Source organism: Pseudomonas sp. LBUM1669 (genome assembly GCF_059695705.1).
Genome location: NZ_CP166784.1, coordinates 4911386 through 4926938 on the forward strand (window position 1 = coordinate 4911386; position 15553 = coordinate 4926938).

The 15553-nt window shown below is 57.8% G+C and carries 20 protein-coding genes and 1 tRNA gene; 1 reads left to right on the forward strand and 20 read right to left on the reverse strand.

Going from position 1 to position 15553, the window contains the following annotated elements:
* Positions 1-35: 35 nt before the first annotated feature.
* From ACA051_RS22785 to ACA051_RS22870, 18 genes are all read right to left on the reverse strand, one after another.
* A tRNA-Lys gene (locus ACA051_RS22785) sits at positions 36-111 on the reverse strand.
* A gap of 63 nt (positions 112-174) precedes the next feature.
* Positions 175-867, reverse strand: coding sequence for a 7-cyano-7-deazaguanine synthase QueC (queC, locus tag ACA051_RS22790; RefSeq protein WP_497304891.1), 693 nt, complete (start codon positions 865-867; stop codon positions 175-177).
* Position 868: 1 nt separating this feature from the next.
* On the reverse strand, positions 869-1516 hold the full coding sequence (queE, locus tag ACA051_RS22795) for a 7-carboxy-7-deazaguanine synthase QueE (RefSeq protein ID WP_219095497.1): 648 nt from the start codon (positions 1514-1516) through the stop codon (positions 869-871).
* Between the two features lie 166 nt (positions 1517-1682).
* On the reverse strand, positions 1683-2522 hold the full coding sequence (gene ybgF, locus ACA051_RS22800) for a tol-pal system protein YbgF (protein WP_497372024.1): 840 nt from the start codon (positions 2520-2522) through the stop codon (positions 1683-1685).
* 6 nt (positions 2523-2528) lie between these two features.
* Positions 2529-3026 (reverse strand): peptidoglycan-associated lipoprotein Pal, encoded by a 498-nt coding sequence (gene pal, locus ACA051_RS22805; RefSeq protein WP_003178634.1) that lies wholly within the window; start codon positions 3024-3026, stop codon positions 2529-2531.
* Positions 3027-3078: 52 nt separating this feature from the next.
* Complete coding sequence (tolB, locus tag ACA051_RS22810) at positions 3079-4347, reverse strand: Tol-Pal system beta propeller repeat protein TolB (RefSeq protein ID WP_497304895.1); 1269 nt, start codon at positions 4345-4347, stop codon at positions 3079-3081.
* A gap of 29 nt (positions 4348-4376) precedes the next feature.
* On the reverse strand, positions 4377-5456 hold the full coding sequence (gene tolA / locus ACA051_RS22815) for a cell envelope integrity protein TolA (protein WP_131059802.1): 1080 nt from the start codon (positions 5454-5456) through the stop codon (positions 4377-4379).
* Positions 5456-5908, reverse strand: coding sequence for a protein TolR (gene tolR, locus ACA051_RS22820; RefSeq protein WP_161807482.1), 453 nt, complete (start codon positions 5906-5908; stop codon positions 5456-5458). Before tolR ends, tolA begins: the two co-directional genes overlap by 1 nt.
* Positions 5909-5931: 23 nt before the next feature.
* Positions 5932-6627, reverse strand: a complete 696-nt coding sequence (tolQ, locus tag ACA051_RS22825; RefSeq protein ID WP_008147369.1) for a protein TolQ — start codon at positions 6625-6627, stop codon at positions 5932-5934.
* Positions 6617-7084, reverse strand: a complete 468-nt coding sequence (ybgC, locus tag ACA051_RS22830; protein ID WP_010457477.1) for a tol-pal system-associated acyl-CoA thioesterase — start codon at positions 7082-7084, stop codon at positions 6617-6619. The genes tolQ and ybgC overlap by 11 nt, the downstream gene beginning before the upstream one ends.
* Positions 7085-7211: 127 nt before the next feature.
* Positions 7212-8273 (reverse strand): Holliday junction branch migration DNA helicase RuvB, encoded by a 1062-nt coding sequence (ruvB, locus tag ACA051_RS22835; protein WP_219095501.1) that lies wholly within the window; start codon positions 8271-8273, stop codon positions 7212-7214.
* Entirely contained in the window at positions 8274-8891 is a 618-nt protein-coding gene (gene ruvA / locus ACA051_RS22840; RefSeq protein ID WP_007897033.1) for a Holliday junction branch migration protein RuvA, read from the reverse strand. It abuts the gene before it with no gap.
* 115 nt (positions 8892-9006) lie between these two features.
* Positions 9007-9531, reverse strand: a complete 525-nt coding sequence (gene ruvC, locus ACA051_RS22845; RefSeq protein WP_497304901.1) for a crossover junction endodeoxyribonuclease RuvC — start codon at positions 9529-9531, stop codon at positions 9007-9009.
* 126 nt (positions 9532-9657) lie between these two features.
* The gene (locus ACA051_RS22850) at positions 9658-10404 is read right to left on the reverse strand and encodes a YebC/PmpR family DNA-binding transcriptional regulator (RefSeq protein WP_497372026.1); all 747 of its coding nucleotides are present in this window, start codon (positions 10402-10404) and stop codon (positions 9658-9660) included.
* A 120-nt stretch (positions 10405-10524) separates the two neighbouring features.
* Entirely contained in the window at positions 10525-12300 is a 1776-nt protein-coding gene (gene aspS, locus ACA051_RS22855; RefSeq protein ID WP_497304905.1) for an aspartate--tRNA ligase, read from the reverse strand.
* 94 nt (positions 12301-12394) lie between these two features.
* Positions 12395-12616, reverse strand: coding sequence for an FmdB family zinc ribbon protein (locus tag ACA051_RS22860; RefSeq protein WP_010457489.1), 222 nt, complete (start codon positions 12614-12616; stop codon positions 12395-12397).
* A gap of 134 nt (positions 12617-12750) precedes the next feature.
* A complete protein-coding gene (locus ACA051_RS22865) occupies positions 12751-13089 on the reverse strand; it encodes a ribbon-helix-helix domain-containing protein (protein WP_497304907.1) in 339 nt (112 codons plus the stop codon).
* Between the two features lie 263 nt (positions 13090-13352).
* Entirely contained in the window at positions 13353-13823 is a 471-nt protein-coding gene (locus ACA051_RS22870; RefSeq protein ID WP_094470990.1) for a Dps family protein, read from the reverse strand.
* Positions 13824-14130: 307 nt separating this feature from the next.
* On the opposite strand from ACA051_RS22870, the gene ACA051_RS22875 reads away from it, so the two are divergent.
* A complete protein-coding gene (locus tag ACA051_RS22875) occupies positions 14131-14733 on the forward strand; it encodes a cold-shock protein (RefSeq protein ID WP_497304909.1) in 603 nt (200 codons plus the stop codon).
* A 75-nt stretch (positions 14734-14808) separates the two neighbouring features.
* On the opposite strand, the gene ACA051_RS22880 is transcribed toward ACA051_RS22875, so the two are convergent.
* Together ACA051_RS22880 and ACA051_RS22885 are read right to left on the reverse strand one after the other, a co-directional pair.
* The gene (locus ACA051_RS22880) at positions 14809-15015 is read right to left on the reverse strand and encodes a SlyX family protein (RefSeq protein ID WP_056741397.1); all 207 of its coding nucleotides are present in this window, start codon (positions 15013-15015) and stop codon (positions 14809-14811) included.
* A 3-nt stretch (positions 15016-15018) separates the two neighbouring features.
* The gene (locus ACA051_RS22885) at positions 15019-15444 is read right to left on the reverse strand and encodes an HIT domain-containing protein (RefSeq protein ID WP_497310649.1); all 426 of its coding nucleotides are present in this window, start codon (positions 15442-15444) and stop codon (positions 15019-15021) included.
* Positions 15445-15553 lie beyond the last annotated feature (109 nt).

A 15553-nucleotide genomic window follows, 5' to 3' on the forward strand; every position in this document is an offset into this window, starting at 1 on the left:
GTGGGCCTTCCAGACTTTTAAAACTGCTACAAAAATGGTGGGTCGTGTGGGATTCGAACCTACGACCAATTGGTTAAAAGCCAACTGCTCTACCAACTGAGCTAACGACCCGCTGTGTGGTGGCGCGTATAATACTGATTTTTAAGGACTATTCAACACCTAATTTGAAATAAATCAAAAATAAGGTGTTGGGTCGCTCACGCCGGCCGCTGCAAAACCTTCTGCACGCAGTCGGCAGCTGTCGCATTTGCCGCACGCACGGCCGTTATCGTCCGCCTGATAGCAGGAAACGGTCAGCCCGTAATCGACCCCCAGCTTCACGCCTGCCTGGACGATCTGCGCCTTGCTGAGGTTCTGCAGCGGCGCCTGGATGCGGAAGCCATTGCCCTCTACACCGGCCTTCGTCGCCAGATTGGCCGTGCGCTCGAAAGACTCGATGAACTCGGGACGGCAGTCCGGGTAACCGGAGTAATCCACCGCGTTCACGCCGATAAAGATGTCACGCGCGCCGAGCACTTCAGCCCAACCCAGCGCCAGGGATAGAAACACCGTGTTGCGCGCCGGCACGTAAGTCACCGGAATACCTTCGCCCGCCACTTCCGGAACGTCGATGCTGCTGTCGGTCAGTGCCGAACCGCCGATTCCGTTCAGATTGAGGCCGATCACCTTGTGTTCCACCACGCCCAGATCCCGGGCGACACGTTCTGCGGCGTGCAGTTCGGCGTGAGAGCGCTGACCGTAGTCAAAGCTCATGGTGTAGCAGCTGTAACCTTCAGCACGGGCCATGGCCACGACCGTCGCGGAGTCGAGGCCACCAGACAGCAGGATGACCGCACGTTTTTCAGAAGTGTTCAGTTGTTCAGTCATCTCAGCGCCCCGGCTCGTCATTCCAAAGATATTTATGCAGCTGCAATTGCAGACGCACAGGCAGATTGTCCGCCACCACCCAGTCAGCCAGATCCCGCGCATTCAGGTCATGATGGCTTGGCGAAAACAGCACTTCGCCTGCACGCTTGTCCAGACCGTACTGAATCAGCTTGGAGACGGCCCAGTCGTAGTCGTCCCGCGAGCAGATAACAAACTTCACCTGGTCGTTGGGCGTGAGCAGTTCGATGTTTTCATAGCGGTTGCGGTGTGCTTCTTTCGAACCCGGGGTTTTCAAGTCGACGACGCGACTGACCCGTGGATCGACCGCCGAGATGTCGAGCGCGCCGCTGGTTTCCAGCGACACTTCGTAACCGGCGTCACACAACTGCTTGAGTAATGGGATGGCGTTGGGCTGTGCCAGCGGCTCGCCACCGGTGACACAGACGTAACGCGGACGGAAACCGGCCACTTGCTCGAGGATATCGTCGAGCGGGCGAATGGTGCCGCCTGTGAACGCGTAGGCGCTGTCGCAGTATTGGCAACGCAAAGGGCAACCGGTCAGGCGCACAAAAACAGTGGGCAGCCCGGCAGTCCGCGTTTCACCCTGCAACGAGTAGAAAACTTCGGTGATTCTCAATGTGTCTTGCATAGTCGCCACGGGCATAACAGCTAAACAGGCTGTCCGCCTCCGTCAGGCACTTCAAGGAACCCCGCCAACGCGCAGATCCCAAAAAGCGTGTTTCATAAAAAGGGCGTGAATTCTAACGAAAAAACCCGCGACAGGCGCGGGTTTCTTCAATACGGGTCAAACAGCCTTACATACGCTGCAAGTCGCGTTGGGCCAACTGAGCGGCGGAAGTGCCCGGGTATTGCGACACGACCTGTTGCAGAATGCCTTTGACCTTGTCGGTGTGACCGAGGCGGCGTTCTACATCAGCCAGCTTGTACAGCGAATCAGGCACTTTTGGATGCTTGGGGTACAGCTGCGAAACCTTGGCAAATGCCTGACCTGCACCTTGCAGATCGCCTTTGGCCAGATTCACTTCACCCAACCAGTACTGGGCATTGCCCGCGTACTGGCTGTTTGGGTATTTGCGCAGGAATGCGGCAAAAGCCTGGCTGGCCTTGTCGAAATCCTTGGCTTTGATCAGGTCGAAGGCTGCATCGTAATACAGTTTTTCCTTCGCCGGGTCAGCCGGCTCGCTACCCGCAGCAGGCGCTTGAGCGGCGGCCGCTCCTGCACCTGCGCCAGCGGCTGCACCGGGGGCATTCAAACTGCCACCGGTTGAAGAATTATCAGGAGTCGCGGCTGGTGCAACGCCGGTTCCTATGCGCCGATCAAGATCCTGATATCGCTCCAGGCTCTCTTGCTTCATGCGCGATACATCATTCTGCAGAACTTCGATCACACCCTGTTGGCGTGAGATCTGCTCCTGCATGGATTGCAATTGGTTGAACAGCTCGCCCTGTGCCGAGACAGGGGCCGAAACCCCTCCCCCGGCATAGGCGCCGTTCGTACCGTAACCCGCAGGCGGACTACTAGTCCCGCTATTGTTATAGCCGGAGTCGTTATCGACCACAGGAACCGCAGCCCACACCGCAAGCGGTGCGAGGCTGAGAGCCAAAACAGTTACAGCACGACGGCACGTTCGCATGACGAATTACTTACGCAGTTCGACGCGACGGTTTTGAGCCCAGGACTGCTCGTCGTTGCCGGTAGCAACTGGACGCTCTTCGCCGTAGGAAACCAGTTCCAGCTGAGCTGGGGAAACACCTTGCAGTACCAGGTAGCGCTGAACGGCTTTCGCACGACGCTCGCCCAGTGCCATGTTGTACTCACGAGTACCACGTTCGTCGGTGTTGCCTTCCAGAACAACGCGAGCGCCGTTTGCTTTCAGGTCTTTGGCGTGAACGTCCAGAGCGCGCATGGCTTCTGGCTTCAAGTCCGAGCTGTCGTATTCGAAGTAGAAGGTGGTGATTGCGCGCAGAGCAGCTTCTTCGCTCAGGGAACCGTCAACGGCACCAGTGTTTGCGCCGTAACCAGCGTTTGGATCAACAGCGCCTTCACCGGCGTTGTCGCCGCCTTTGGACGAGCAACCTACAGCTACAGCCATGGCCAGAGCCAGCGCAGCAAATTTACCAAACTTCAGCATTTCCATCGTGAAACTCCTAATGAACCCCAGTGTGTTAAGTAAAACGTGTAGCGCCGCGTCAGTTCAGGTAAGGGGACCAGGAAGGTTCTCTGACTTCGCCTTGTGCGGTAGGAAGCGGGAGCCTTACGCGTCCATTAATGGACACGAGCATCAAGACTCCCCGGCCCTGCTGGCGGGTGGCGTAGATTACCATGGTGCCGTTGGGCGCAACAGTAGGTGACTCGTCCAGAGTGCTATCAGTGAGGATCTTTACACTACCGCGCTGCAAATCCTGGGCCGCCACCTTGAAATTAGTGAAGCCATCCTGGCGGTGAATCATCACCAGGGTCTTTTCATCAGCCGAAAGTTTAGGGTTGGCGTTGTAGTTACCAATAAAGGTCACACGTTCCGCACCGCCACCACCGACGCTGGTTTTATAGATTTGTGGCTTGCCGCCACGGTCGGAGGTGAAGTAGATGGTCGAACCATCCTTACCCCAGAACGGTTCGGTGTTGATGCCGGGACCGTTGGTGACGCGAGTGATCTGACGCGAACCCAGGTTCATCACATAGATGTCCGGGTTACCGTCTTTCGACAATACGAACGCCAGACGCTGACCATCCGGCGACCAGGCTGGCGCGCCATTCAGGCCTTCGAAGTTGGTGATCTGCTCACGGCGACCGGTGTCGATGTTCTGCATGAAAATACGCGGACGCTTCTGCTCGAACGAGACGTAAGCGATGCGCTTGCCATCCGGTGCGAAACGCGGCGACAGGATCGGCTCGCGCGATTGCAGCAGGGTCACGGCGCGGGCACCGTCATAGTCCGAACGTTGCAGCGTGTAGCGCGTGTTCTTCTCGGAGAAACGTTCAGCCGTCACGTACAGCAGGCGTGTCGAGAACGCACCTTTGATACCGGTGAGTTTTTCGAACGACTGGTCGGCGATGTAGTGCGCCATGTCACGCAGTTGATCGACGCTGCCCGACACGCTGCCGGTCAGCACTTGCTGTTCGGTGGCGACGTTGAACAGAGCGTATTGAACCTGCAGGCGACCGCCCGCTGGAACAATGCTGCCGACCATAATGTACTGAGCGCTGATCGCCTTCCAGTCACGGAAAATGATTTCGCTGGCCTGGCTCGGCTGGCTGATCATGTTCTGCTTTGGAATCGGCGCGTAGTAACCCGAGTTGCGCAGGTCGTTACCGATGATTTCGGCCATGTCATCCGGCAGCACGGTGCCGCCCTGGAAACCGAATGGCACTACGGCAATTGGAGTTGCCTGGGAGCTACCACTGCTGACCAGGATATTTTTTTCATCTGCGGTGGCCAGTCCTGCAAAGCAGAACATGACGACAAGCAGTCCTCGAAGAAGGTTTCTCACAAGGCTAGATCCTCAGGTGTGAATGTCATCTTGAATGAACGATAGGGTGCGAAATCAGCTGGCTTCAGACCCTGCATTTCGGTCAATCGACCAATATTTTTTACCGCCGCTACCGCTGAACTGTCGAACGGTACATCACCGCTGGACTTGGCAACCGATACGCCGGAGATTGTTCCGTCAGGCAGCATGTTGATTTGCAGGATCACCTTCATACCCTTACGGGCCGACGGTGGCTGCGCCCAACCTTCAGAAGCACGGGAGCGAATCAAGTCGTCGAAGTTACCCGCGACTTCATCACCCTGTTCATCCGCCAAGGCCTGCTGACGCTCCGTCGTGTCGGAAAGCAAATCGGCCAGGGCCTGAGCTTTTTTCTCATCGACGGATTTACGTGCCGCTTCCTGCGATTTTTTCTTCGCAGCATCGGCAGCAGCTTTCTTCTTCGCGTCTTCGGCGACTTTCTTCTTCGCCTCTTCAGCTTCAGATTTCTTCTTGGCGTCTTCCGCGGCTTTCTTCTTCGCGTCTTCGACAATCTTTTTCTTGGCTTCTTCAGCGGCCGCTTTCTTGGCCTCTTCTTCAGCAGCCTTTTTGGCTTCTTCTTCAGATTTCTTCTTGGCTATATCAGCCAATTGTTTCTCTTCAACCTTTTTGGCTTCGGCGGTCTTCTTCGCTTCATCGGCTTTCTTGGCTTCATCAGCCTTTTTTGCCTCGTCCGCTTTCTTCGTCTCGTCGGCCTTCTTGGATTCTTCGGCTTTTTGAGCCGCATCTTCCTTCTTTTGTTCCGCGGCCTTGATCGCTTCCTGCTCGATCTTTTTCTGTTCCATCTGTTCGACTTCGGTCTGACGCGCGGCGGATTTCTTCGCCTCACCCGCAATCTTCTGATTGGTCTGGGTGGTCGCCTGACTCTTCGATTTCAGCTGGTACAAGGTCGCCTGGACAATCGGCTTGGCCGGCGGCAGCTCCGGTGTGAAGGCGAAACTGACGAACAGCATGCCGAACACCAGCACGTGCAAGACAATCGCCAGAACACTAGGCCAGAAGTAGCTTTCCGAGGCGGACGGCTCTCGCATTTGCTGCATCAGGGTGCCTCGGTAATCAAGCCAACATTACCGACCCCGGCTTTCTGCAATCCGCCCATGGCGCCCATCACGGAGCCGTAATCGACGGTCTTGTCGCCGCGGATGAACACCTGGGTGCGCTTGCCGCCTTCAGTACCGGCGCGAATGATCTTGGTCACCGCGTCAGTCATCTGCGGCAAGGTCATGGCCTTGTCCTGTTGCTTTTCAGTGTCGACTTCGCTGCCAAGGTTCCAGTAGTAGGTCTTGTCAGCCTTGATCGAAATGGTCAGGACCTGGGTGTTGTTGTCCTGCGGCAAGGCTTCGCTGGAAACCTTGGGCAGATCAACTTTCACGCCCTGATTGAGCATCGGAGCGGTCACCATGAAGATAACCAGCAGCACCAGCATCACGTCGATGTAAGGCACCACGTTCATCTCGGCAACCGGCTTGCGCTTTTTGCGAGCTCGAGCGATTAAAGCCATTGGAAATTACCTGCTTATTCTTCGCTGGTGTGCACTTTGCGGTGCAGGATCGCCTGGAATTCATCGGCGAAGGTGTAGTAACGGCCCAGCAGGGTTTCACTGCGAGCAGCAAAACGGTTGTAAGCGATAACGGCCGGGATGGCTGCGAACAGGCCAATCGCGGTAGCAATCAGTGCTTCGGCGATACCCGGAGCCACAGTGGCCAGGGTCGCTTGCTGGGCAGTGGCCAGGCCACGGAAGGAGTTCATGATCCCCCAGACGGTACCGAACAGACCGATGTATGGGCTGACGGAACCGACGGTGGCGAGGAACGGCAGGCTCTGTTCGAGCTTTTCTTCTTCGCGGGAAATGGCGACACGCATGGCACGGGCCACACCTTCCATGACCGCTTCCGGGTCAACGCCTGGCTGCTGGCGCAGACGGGAGAATTCCTTGAAACCGGCACGGAAGATCTGTTCTACGCCCGAATCCGGGTCAGGGTTGCTGCCGGCCTGACGGTAGAGTTTGGACAAGTCGATACCGGACCAGAAGCGCTCTTCAAAGCTCTCCAGGGCACGTCGACCGGCACGCAGCAGGTTGCTGCGCTGAAAGATCATGATCCATGAGGTCACCGATGCGGCTACCAGGATCAGCATTACCAGTTGCACCACGATACTGGCATTGCTGACCAGGCTCCACATGGAGGAATGGTCGACGACGTTAGCTTCCACGCTTTATCTCCTGCTTTGAGTGTGTACCCGCGCCGCTCACGTCGGCAAAGGCCGCACGTAGAGCTTCGGGAATGGCCCGGGGCTTTAAACTTTCAGTGCGCACACAGGCCACCAGAAACTGCCCTTCGCAGAGCAGCGCATTATCCGTGGCTCGCCTGACCTGCTGTTTGAAGCGCAGGCTGACACGGTTCAATTCGATTACTTCAGCGCTTACCAGAAGCTCGTCGTCCAGTCGCGCCGGCGCGTGGTAACGCGCTTCGCTGGAATGCACGACAAACAACAGATCCTCTCCTGCCAGCTGGGACTGGGCAAAACCCAGATCCCGGAGCCGCTCGGTTCGAGCCCGTTCCATAAACTTGAGGTAATTGACGTAATACACGATGCCGCCCGCATCGGTGTCCTCGTAATAAACGCGACAACGAAGTGCGAAAGGCTCAAGCCCGTTTTGCGCGCGCATACTCTAGTGCTTACTCCTCAGGTTGCCAATCCGGCCAGGCAACTGTTTTTCATTGATTCACGGTTTTCTGGCAAAAGCACGGTCGTAGGACCGCGCAAATCCCGAATAAATCAGCCCGCAAAGGTGATTAATCGTCTACCGCATCGAGGAACTCGTCTACCACGGGCATCTCGCCCATTCGTGACGGAATGTTTAAACCGAAGTGCAGATACGCGTGCCGGGTGACCACCCGCCCCCGCGGCGTGCGCATGATGTAGCCCTGCTGGATCAAATACGGCTCCAGCACGTCTTCAATGGTGTGGCGCTCTTCGCTGATCGCAGCGGCCAGACTGTCCACGCCCACCGGCCCACCGTCGAACTTCTCGATCATGGTCAACAGCAGACGCCGGTCCTGGTGATCGAAGCCACGTTCGTCGACGTCCAGCAGGTTCAAGGCGAGGTCGGCGATCGGCTTGGTGATGTGGCCCTTGGCACGGACTTCGGCGAAATCTCGAACCCGGCGCAACAAGCGGTTGGCGATCCGCGGGGTGCCACGAGCGCGACGGGCGATCTCAAAGGCGCCTTCCGGGTCCAGCGGCAAGCCGAGGATGTTTGCCGAACGGCTGACAATCGTCGCCAGGTCGGCGGTGTTGTAGAACTCCAGGCGCTGGACGATCCCGAACCGGTCGCGCAACGGATTGGTCAGCATGCCGGCACGGGTCGTCGCACCCACCAGGGTGAACGGCGGCAGATCCAGTTTGATCGAGCGCGCGGCCGGCCCTTCACCAATCATGATGTCGAGCTGGAAATCTTCCATGGCCGGGTACAGCACTTCTTCGACGATCGGCGACAGCCGATGGATTTCGTCGATGAACAGGACGTCGTGAGGCTCAAGGTTGGTCAACAGCGCCGCCAGATCACCCGGGCGCTCAAGCACCGGACCCGAAGTGCTCTTGATCGACACGCCCATTTCCTGGGCGATGATGTTGGCCAGGGTGGTTTTACCCAGACCCGGCGGGCCGAAAATCAGCGTGTGGTCCAGGGACTCGTTACGCCCGCGAGCGGCCTGGATGAACAACTCCATTTGCTCGCGAACGGTCGGCTGACCAATGTACTCGGCCAGACTGACAGGGCGAATCGCCCGGTCCTGGACTTCCTCGCGGTCGCGAGGGCCGGGCGTGGCGGCAATCAGACGATCAGCTTCAATCACTTAGATCATTCCCTTCAGGGCACGACGAATCATGTCTTCACTGCTCAAACCTTTCTCCTTGATCGCAGAAATCGCCTTGCTGGCTTCCTGCGGCTTGTAGCCCAGGGAAATCAGCGCGCTGACCGCGTCATTTTCGGCGGTGGCGACCGGGGCCGGCGCATCTGGCCCACCCGGCTGGTTTGGCACCAGGGCAAACATCGCTGGTACGGTTTCCCAGGCCTTGAAGCGGTCCTTGAGCTCCACCAGCAAACGCTCGGCCGTCTTCTTGCCCACGCCCGGCACCTTGGTCAGTGCCGAGGTGTCCTGTGATTGCACGCAACGGACCAGCTCATCCACTTCCAGGCTAGACATCAACGCCAAGGCCAATTTTGGCCCTACACCATTGAGACGGATCAACTCGCGAAAAAAGTCTCGCTCACGCTTGCCGAAGAAGCCATAGAGTAACTGCGCGTCTTCACGAACAACCAGATGGGTGTGCAAGGTCAGCGGTTCACCGACCGACGGCAAGCGATACAGCGTGGTCATGGGCACTTCCAGCTCATACCCCAGACCGTTTACATCCAGAATCAGGTGCGGCGGCTGTTTCTCAGCCAGTGTGCCGCGCAAGCGTCCAATCACGTTTCAGATCCTTGAGCGTTGGCCAGATCAATGACTGGCGACTGACAGAACAAGGGTTTTGCGCCGACAACACAGGCGCAAAACCCTCATTCCCTAAAAATGACTGCTGATGCTATCAGAGACGCAGGCGCCCGCCACGACTGCGTGCCGTTCCCAGGCCATGAGGTAACAGACTGGAACGGGTGTGCGCGTGACAAATGGCAATGGCCAAGGCATCCGAGGCGTCGATTTGCGGCTTGCTGGTCAATTTCAGCATGTGCATGACCATCATCTGCACCTGCTCTTTATTGGCCGCGCCGGTGCCGGTCACCGCTTGCTTGACCTGGGTCGCGGTGTACTCGGCGATTTCCAGGCTTTCTTCGGCACCCGCCACGATCGCAGCGCCCCGGGCCTGACCGAGCTTCAGGGCCGAGTCGGCATTGCGCGCCATAAAGACTTTTTCAATGCCCATGGTCACCGGGCCGTAGGTCTGGATGACTTCTCGCACACCGCGATAGACGATTTGCAGACGCTCGTGCAACTCGCCGGCCCCGGTGCGAATGCAGCCCGACGCCACGTACACGCAGCCACGCCCGGTATCACGTACCACGCCATAACCGGTGATGCGCGAACCGGGGTCGATACCAAGAATTAAAGTCATAACGCCTGCAGCTCAAAAATGATGCCTGCCGGCAATTGCTTGCTCGGCATAAAGGCAGAAGCCGGACATGCCTGGCGGTAAAACATCACCGCCTGCACTTCCGGCTTCAAGAGTATTGCAGATCAATCAAACCAGCTGTGCGGCTACCGACTCCGGAATGTCCGCGTTGGAGTAAACGTTCTGCACGTCATCCAGGTCTTCAAGCATGTCGATCAGCTTGAGCACCTTCTCGGCGCCTTCCAGGTCCAGTTCGGCGCTGGTGGTCGGCAGCATCACGATTTCCGCGTCATCGCCCTTGAACCCCGCCGCTTCCAGCGCGTTACGCACGGAGTAGAAGCCCGCGAACGAGGTGAACACGTCAATCGAGCCGTCTTCATGGGTGACCACGTCATCGGCGTCCGCTTCCATGGCCGCTTCCATCAGCGCGTCTTCATCGACACCCGGCGCGAAGGAAATCTGCCCCTTGCGCTCAAACAGATAGGCCACCGAACCGTCAGTCCCCAGGTTGCCGCCGCACTTGCTGAACGCATGGCGAACAGCGGCTGCGGTGCGGTTACGGTTGTCGGTCATGCACTCGACCATCACCGCCACGCCACCCGGGCCATAACCTTCGTAGGTCAGTTCGACCATGTCGTCGGTGTCGGCAGCACCGGCACCACGGGCGACTGCGCGATCAATGATGTCGCGACTCATGTTCGCGCCAAGGGCCTTGTCCAGCGCCAGACGCAGGCGCGGGTTGGAACCGGGATCGCCACCGCCCTGACGGGCCGCAACGGTCAGCTCACGAATCCACTTGGTGAAAATCTTGCCTTTCTTGGCATCTTGACGTTCTTTGCGGTGCTTGATGTTCGCCCACTTGGAATGACCCGCCATATCTCGCTCCGAATTTCTCTTTGAAACATCGCCCGCCGCGCACGCTGTGTCGGCCAGCAACAAAAAATCTCGACCTAAAGAAAAGGCGCATCCCGGAAGGATGCGCCTTTGCGGTCAGCCTTACTCAGCCTTTGGCGTTTCGCGCAGACGAATGTGCAGTTCGCGCAATGCCTTGGCATCTACAGCACCCGGTGCCTGAGTCATGACGTCAGCCGCGCTCTGGGTTTTCGGGAAGGCAATCACTTCACGGATCGACTGGGCGCCGGTCATCAGCATGACCAGACGGTCCAGGCCGAAGGCCAGGCCACCGTGTGGCGGCGCGCCGTATTTCAGGGCGTCGAGCAGGAAGCCAAACTTCTCTTCCTGTTCCGCTTCATTGATACCCAACAGGCGGAACACCGTCTGCTGCATTTCCTTGCGGTGGATACGGATCGAACCGCCACCCAGCTCGGTGCCGTTCAGAACCATGTCGTAGGCACGGGACAGAGCGGTCGCCGGGTTGGCTTCCAGTTCTTCCGGGGTGCACTTCGGCGCGGTGAACGGGTGGTGCAAGGCGGTGAAGCTGCCGTCGTCGTTCTCTTCGAACATCGGGAAGTCGACAACCCACATCGGCGCCCACTTGCAGGTCAGCAGGTCCAGGTCGTTGCCGACCTTGATCCGCAGCGCGCCCAGGGCTTCGCTGACGATCTTGGCTTTGTCGGCGCCGAAGAACACGATGTCGCCATCGACCGCGCCAACACGATCGAGGATCACGTTGAGGTTGGCTTCCGGGATGTTCTTGACGATTGGCGACTGCAGGCCTTCAACACCTTTGGCGCGCTCGTTGACCTTGATGTACGCCAGGCCCTTGGCACCGTAGATGCCGACGAACTTGGTGTAGTCGTCGATCTGCTTGCGCGGCATGCTCGCCGCGCCAGGTACGCGCAAGGCGGCGACACGGCACTTCGGATCGTTGGCAGGACCGCTGAAGACTTTGAAGTCGACTTCTTTCAATTGGTCGGCAACGTCCACCAGTTCCAGCGGGTTACGCAGGTCAGGCTTGTCGGAACCGTAACGACGCATGGCTTCTTCGAAGGTCATGTGCGGGAAGTCGCCGAACTCCAGGTCCAGCACTTCCTTGAACAGGTTGCGGATCATTTGTTCGGTGATGCCCATGATCTCTTTTTCATCGAGGAAGCTGGTCTCGATGTCGATCTGGGTGAATTCCGGCTGACGGTCGGCGCGCAGGTCTTCGTCGCGGAAGCACTTGGCGATCTGGTAGTAACGGTCGAAGCCGGCGACCATCAACAGTTGCTTGAACAACTGTGGCGATTGCGGCAAGGCGAAGAAGGAACCGGCGTGGGTACGGCTCGGCACCAGGTAATCGCGAGCGCCTTCTGGTGTGGCACGGGTCAGGATCGGCGTCTCGACGTCGAGGAAGCCGTTCTCGTCGAGGAAACGACGGATGCTGGTGGTCATGCGCGAACGCAGACGCAGCTTCTCGGCCATTTCCGGGCGACGCAGATCAAGGAAGCGATAACGCAGGCGGGTTTCTTCACCGACGTCGGAGAACTCGTTCAGCGGGAACGGCGGGGTTTCCGACTCGTTCAGCACTTCCAGCTCGTAGCCCAGGACTTCGATCATGCCCGACGCCATGTTGGCGTTGGTGGCACCGGCCGGACGCAGACGAACCTTGCCGGTGATCTTCACGACGTATTCGCTGCGCACGCGGTCGGCGGCGGCGAAGCTCTCGGCGCGGTCCGGGTCGAACACCACCTGGGCCAGACCGTCACGATCACGGATATCGAGGAAAATCACCCCACCGTGGTCACGGCGACGGTGCACCCATCCGCAAAGGGTAATTTCCTGGCCTTCCAGGGCTTCGTTCAGTTGGCCGCAATAATGGCTGCGCATCATGGTAGTGGTTTCACTTCTCGTAATCGAAATTCGGTTGGAGGCCTTGCAGGTGTTGCAAGAGCTCGCGCGTGTCGTTCAACTCAGGTTCCAGACCTTAGTCAGCTTTGTCGCCGCCGGCCAGATTCTTCTTGGAACCGGTCTTGAAATCGGTTTCGTACCAGCCGGTGCCGCTAAGGCGGAAGCCCGGCATGGACAGCATCTTCTTAAGCTCTGGCGCCTGGCAGGCAGGGCAGTCGACCAGCGGTGCTGCGCTGATCTTTTGAATGGCTTCCAACTGATGACCACAGGAAGCACATTGATAGTCGTACATCGGCATGGGGTTGTCTCGGCGATCAGATTGCTACCGCACACACTGGGTTTTGCGGCAAAGAGCGGGATTATATCCATTAAATGCGGCCTGTGCAGCCGTAAGACTGCACAGACCGACACTCTGCCCGATCACCAGCGTGGCTAGGGCATTGCGACGCAGCCCCCTTCTTTCAGGCTGTGCACGACGCAGACAACCCGCACCAGCCCGGTAAAGTTCTTGACCCCGCCATGACGCAGGTGCACTTCGCGATCCACATGGGACAGCAGCGCACTGACCGTACAACAATTGACCTTGGCCATATCGCCCAGAATATCCCAGTACACCTGCTCAAGCCGCAAGCAGGTGGCAAAGCCGTTCAACCGCACCGACCGGGATAAGGGCCGGGCCAGCCCCATATCAAACTCGCTGACAAATGGATCAATCCTTATCTCCTTGACCGGACCGCCCCTTCCCTCGCTTCGCCTGTCTTCGTCATCCATATCGTTGACACTCCTTTGTCATCCTTGCCTTCTGTAAGAGCACTCTGCGTGGCCTTATAAAAGCGCAGGCGCAAAGGTATATCCAGATGACTTTATGACCATCGACGTAGGATAAGCCAACAGCTGAAGGGCGATCATGGAGACCGTCCTAGGCCGGCCATTTTCCTACGCAACCAGACGATTTTTAACGAGTGTAAAAGCGACTTTAAGAAGTCAAAGACCGCGAACAACGCCCGGCGGGCATCATTCGCGCACTGACGATATTACTGATCCAGTAGAGACCGCAGCATCCATGCGGTTTTTTCGTGGACTTGCATGCGTTGGGTCAGCAGGTCTGCCGTCGGCTCGTCGCTGACTTTTTCCAGCAGCGGAAAGATCCCACGCGCGGTACGGGTGACCGCCTCTTGCCCATCGACAAGCTGTTTGATCATGTCCTCGGCGCTGGGCACGCCGGCTTCTTCCTTAATAGAAGACAGCCGCGCATAAATCGAATAGGCACCGGGCGCAGGAAAACCAAGGGCGCGAATGCGCTCGGCAATCGAATCGACGGCCAGGGCCAGCTCGTTGTATTGCTCCTCGAACATCAGGTGCAGGGTCCGAAACATGGGACCGGTGACATTCCAATGGAAGTTATGGGTTTTCAAATACAGCACATACGTGTCCGACAGCAGACGCGAAAGCCCGTCAACGATGGACTTGCGGTCCTCTTCACTGATACCGATATCGATTGCCATGTTTATCCCCTAAAGGTGATGAGTTCATCCAACAGGTGCAGGACCACTCTAGCAAGCCTGCCACCCCCTCGCAGCATGGGATTGCACAATGACCTGCGACAAATAGCCCCGCGAAGCACCGCTGGACTGCCTGATTTGAGTAGCTGCAGGCTTTGCTGTTAAATAGGCCGTGTGTCGCGACCGCCTATTTTTCGGGGGCTGCGCATAGGCTGGTACCGGGTACGTGTCCAACGCCTCTTATTGTTCTGAAGCGAACCGTGCTCCATCAGCTCTTCCTTGTGATCCGTCTTAACGTGAGTTAATCAAAATGTTGAAAATCGTCCACCTGCTAATGGGCGCAGCAGCTTTGCTGCTGTCCTTCATCCCTAGCCTGCGATCCGAAGCAGTCCCTTACCTGCAACAACCCGATGCGCTGTACCTGGCCTTTTTCGGCCTGCTCAACCTCACCCTTGCTCCCGTTATCCCTTACTGGAACAAAGGCCCACGTCATCAACTGCAAAACCTGGTCAGCGCCCTGCTGGTCCTGGCCGTCGTCCTGCAAACCCTGACGCTGCTCGCGCCGATGCCTGTCATCGCCGGTCAACCTGCCGTTCTGTTCAGCCTGGTGGCTGCGCTGATCGCCGTTCTCATGCACCTGGCTATCAGCTTCTACAAATCCTCGCCGGCCGCCGCCTCGCCAAGCTACGACATGAGTAACCGCGATACCGGCACCGTCAAGTGGTTCAATACCTCCAAAGGCTTCGGCTTTATTTCCCGTGATTCCGGCGATGATATTTTCGTGCATTTCCGGGCCATTCGTGGCGAAGGTCACCGTGTTCTGGTTGAAGGCCAGCGTGTTGAGTTCTCTGTCATGAATCGTGACAAAGGGCTGCAAGCCGAAGATGTCATCGCCGCATTGCCGCGTCGCTGATTCAAGGCTAAAAAAAACCGCGAACAGCCCGGCTGTTCGCGGTTTTTTATTGCCTGCCTATTAGTACAGGGGCGGTTAGTAATGAGGCGGTGGCGCTTCTTCTTCGAAGGTTTCGAACTGCCCAGCCATTTCTTCCTGGCGCTTGAGCAATGCAGCCATCTGCAATTGCAGGCGTTCAACGGCGCGCTGCTGCGTCGCCAGCACATCGCTCAATGCCTGGATGGTGTCATCCTGAAACGCCAGTTGGCTCTCCAGATCGGTAACGCGATCTTCCAGGCTCATGATTCAACCCTCCAGAAACGTGAAATCTTCGGTTAACACCAGACGCAGGTGCTCGCGAATCGACGCGATCTGCGCTGTGCTGTAAGGAACGGCCGGGTGTTTGCCCCAGACCGGGGCTGGCCAGGCGGCGTCCTCACGTTTGCGCACAATGACATGCATGTGCAACTGACTGACGACATTACCCAGCGCCGCGACATTCAGCTTATCGGCGTCGAACGAATCCTTGAGCAGTTCCGCCAGCGCAGTTGTTTCCTGCCACAGCTGCTGTTGATCTGCGACACCCAACTGAAATATCTCACTGATATCTTCACGACGTGGCACCAGGATGAACCAGGGGTAGCTCGAATCATTGGATAACAGCAACCGGCAAAGCGGGAAATCGCCAATCGGAAGCGTGTCTTGTTGAAGTCGTGGATCTAAAGCGAACACCGCGCGCACTCCCGCCAGGTCATCATTTTTCAGCTTAGCGCCCATCCAGACAGGCCGCGCACCAAGCGACAGGACGCCAGCATACCCGTGATCAGCGCTTGCATCACGC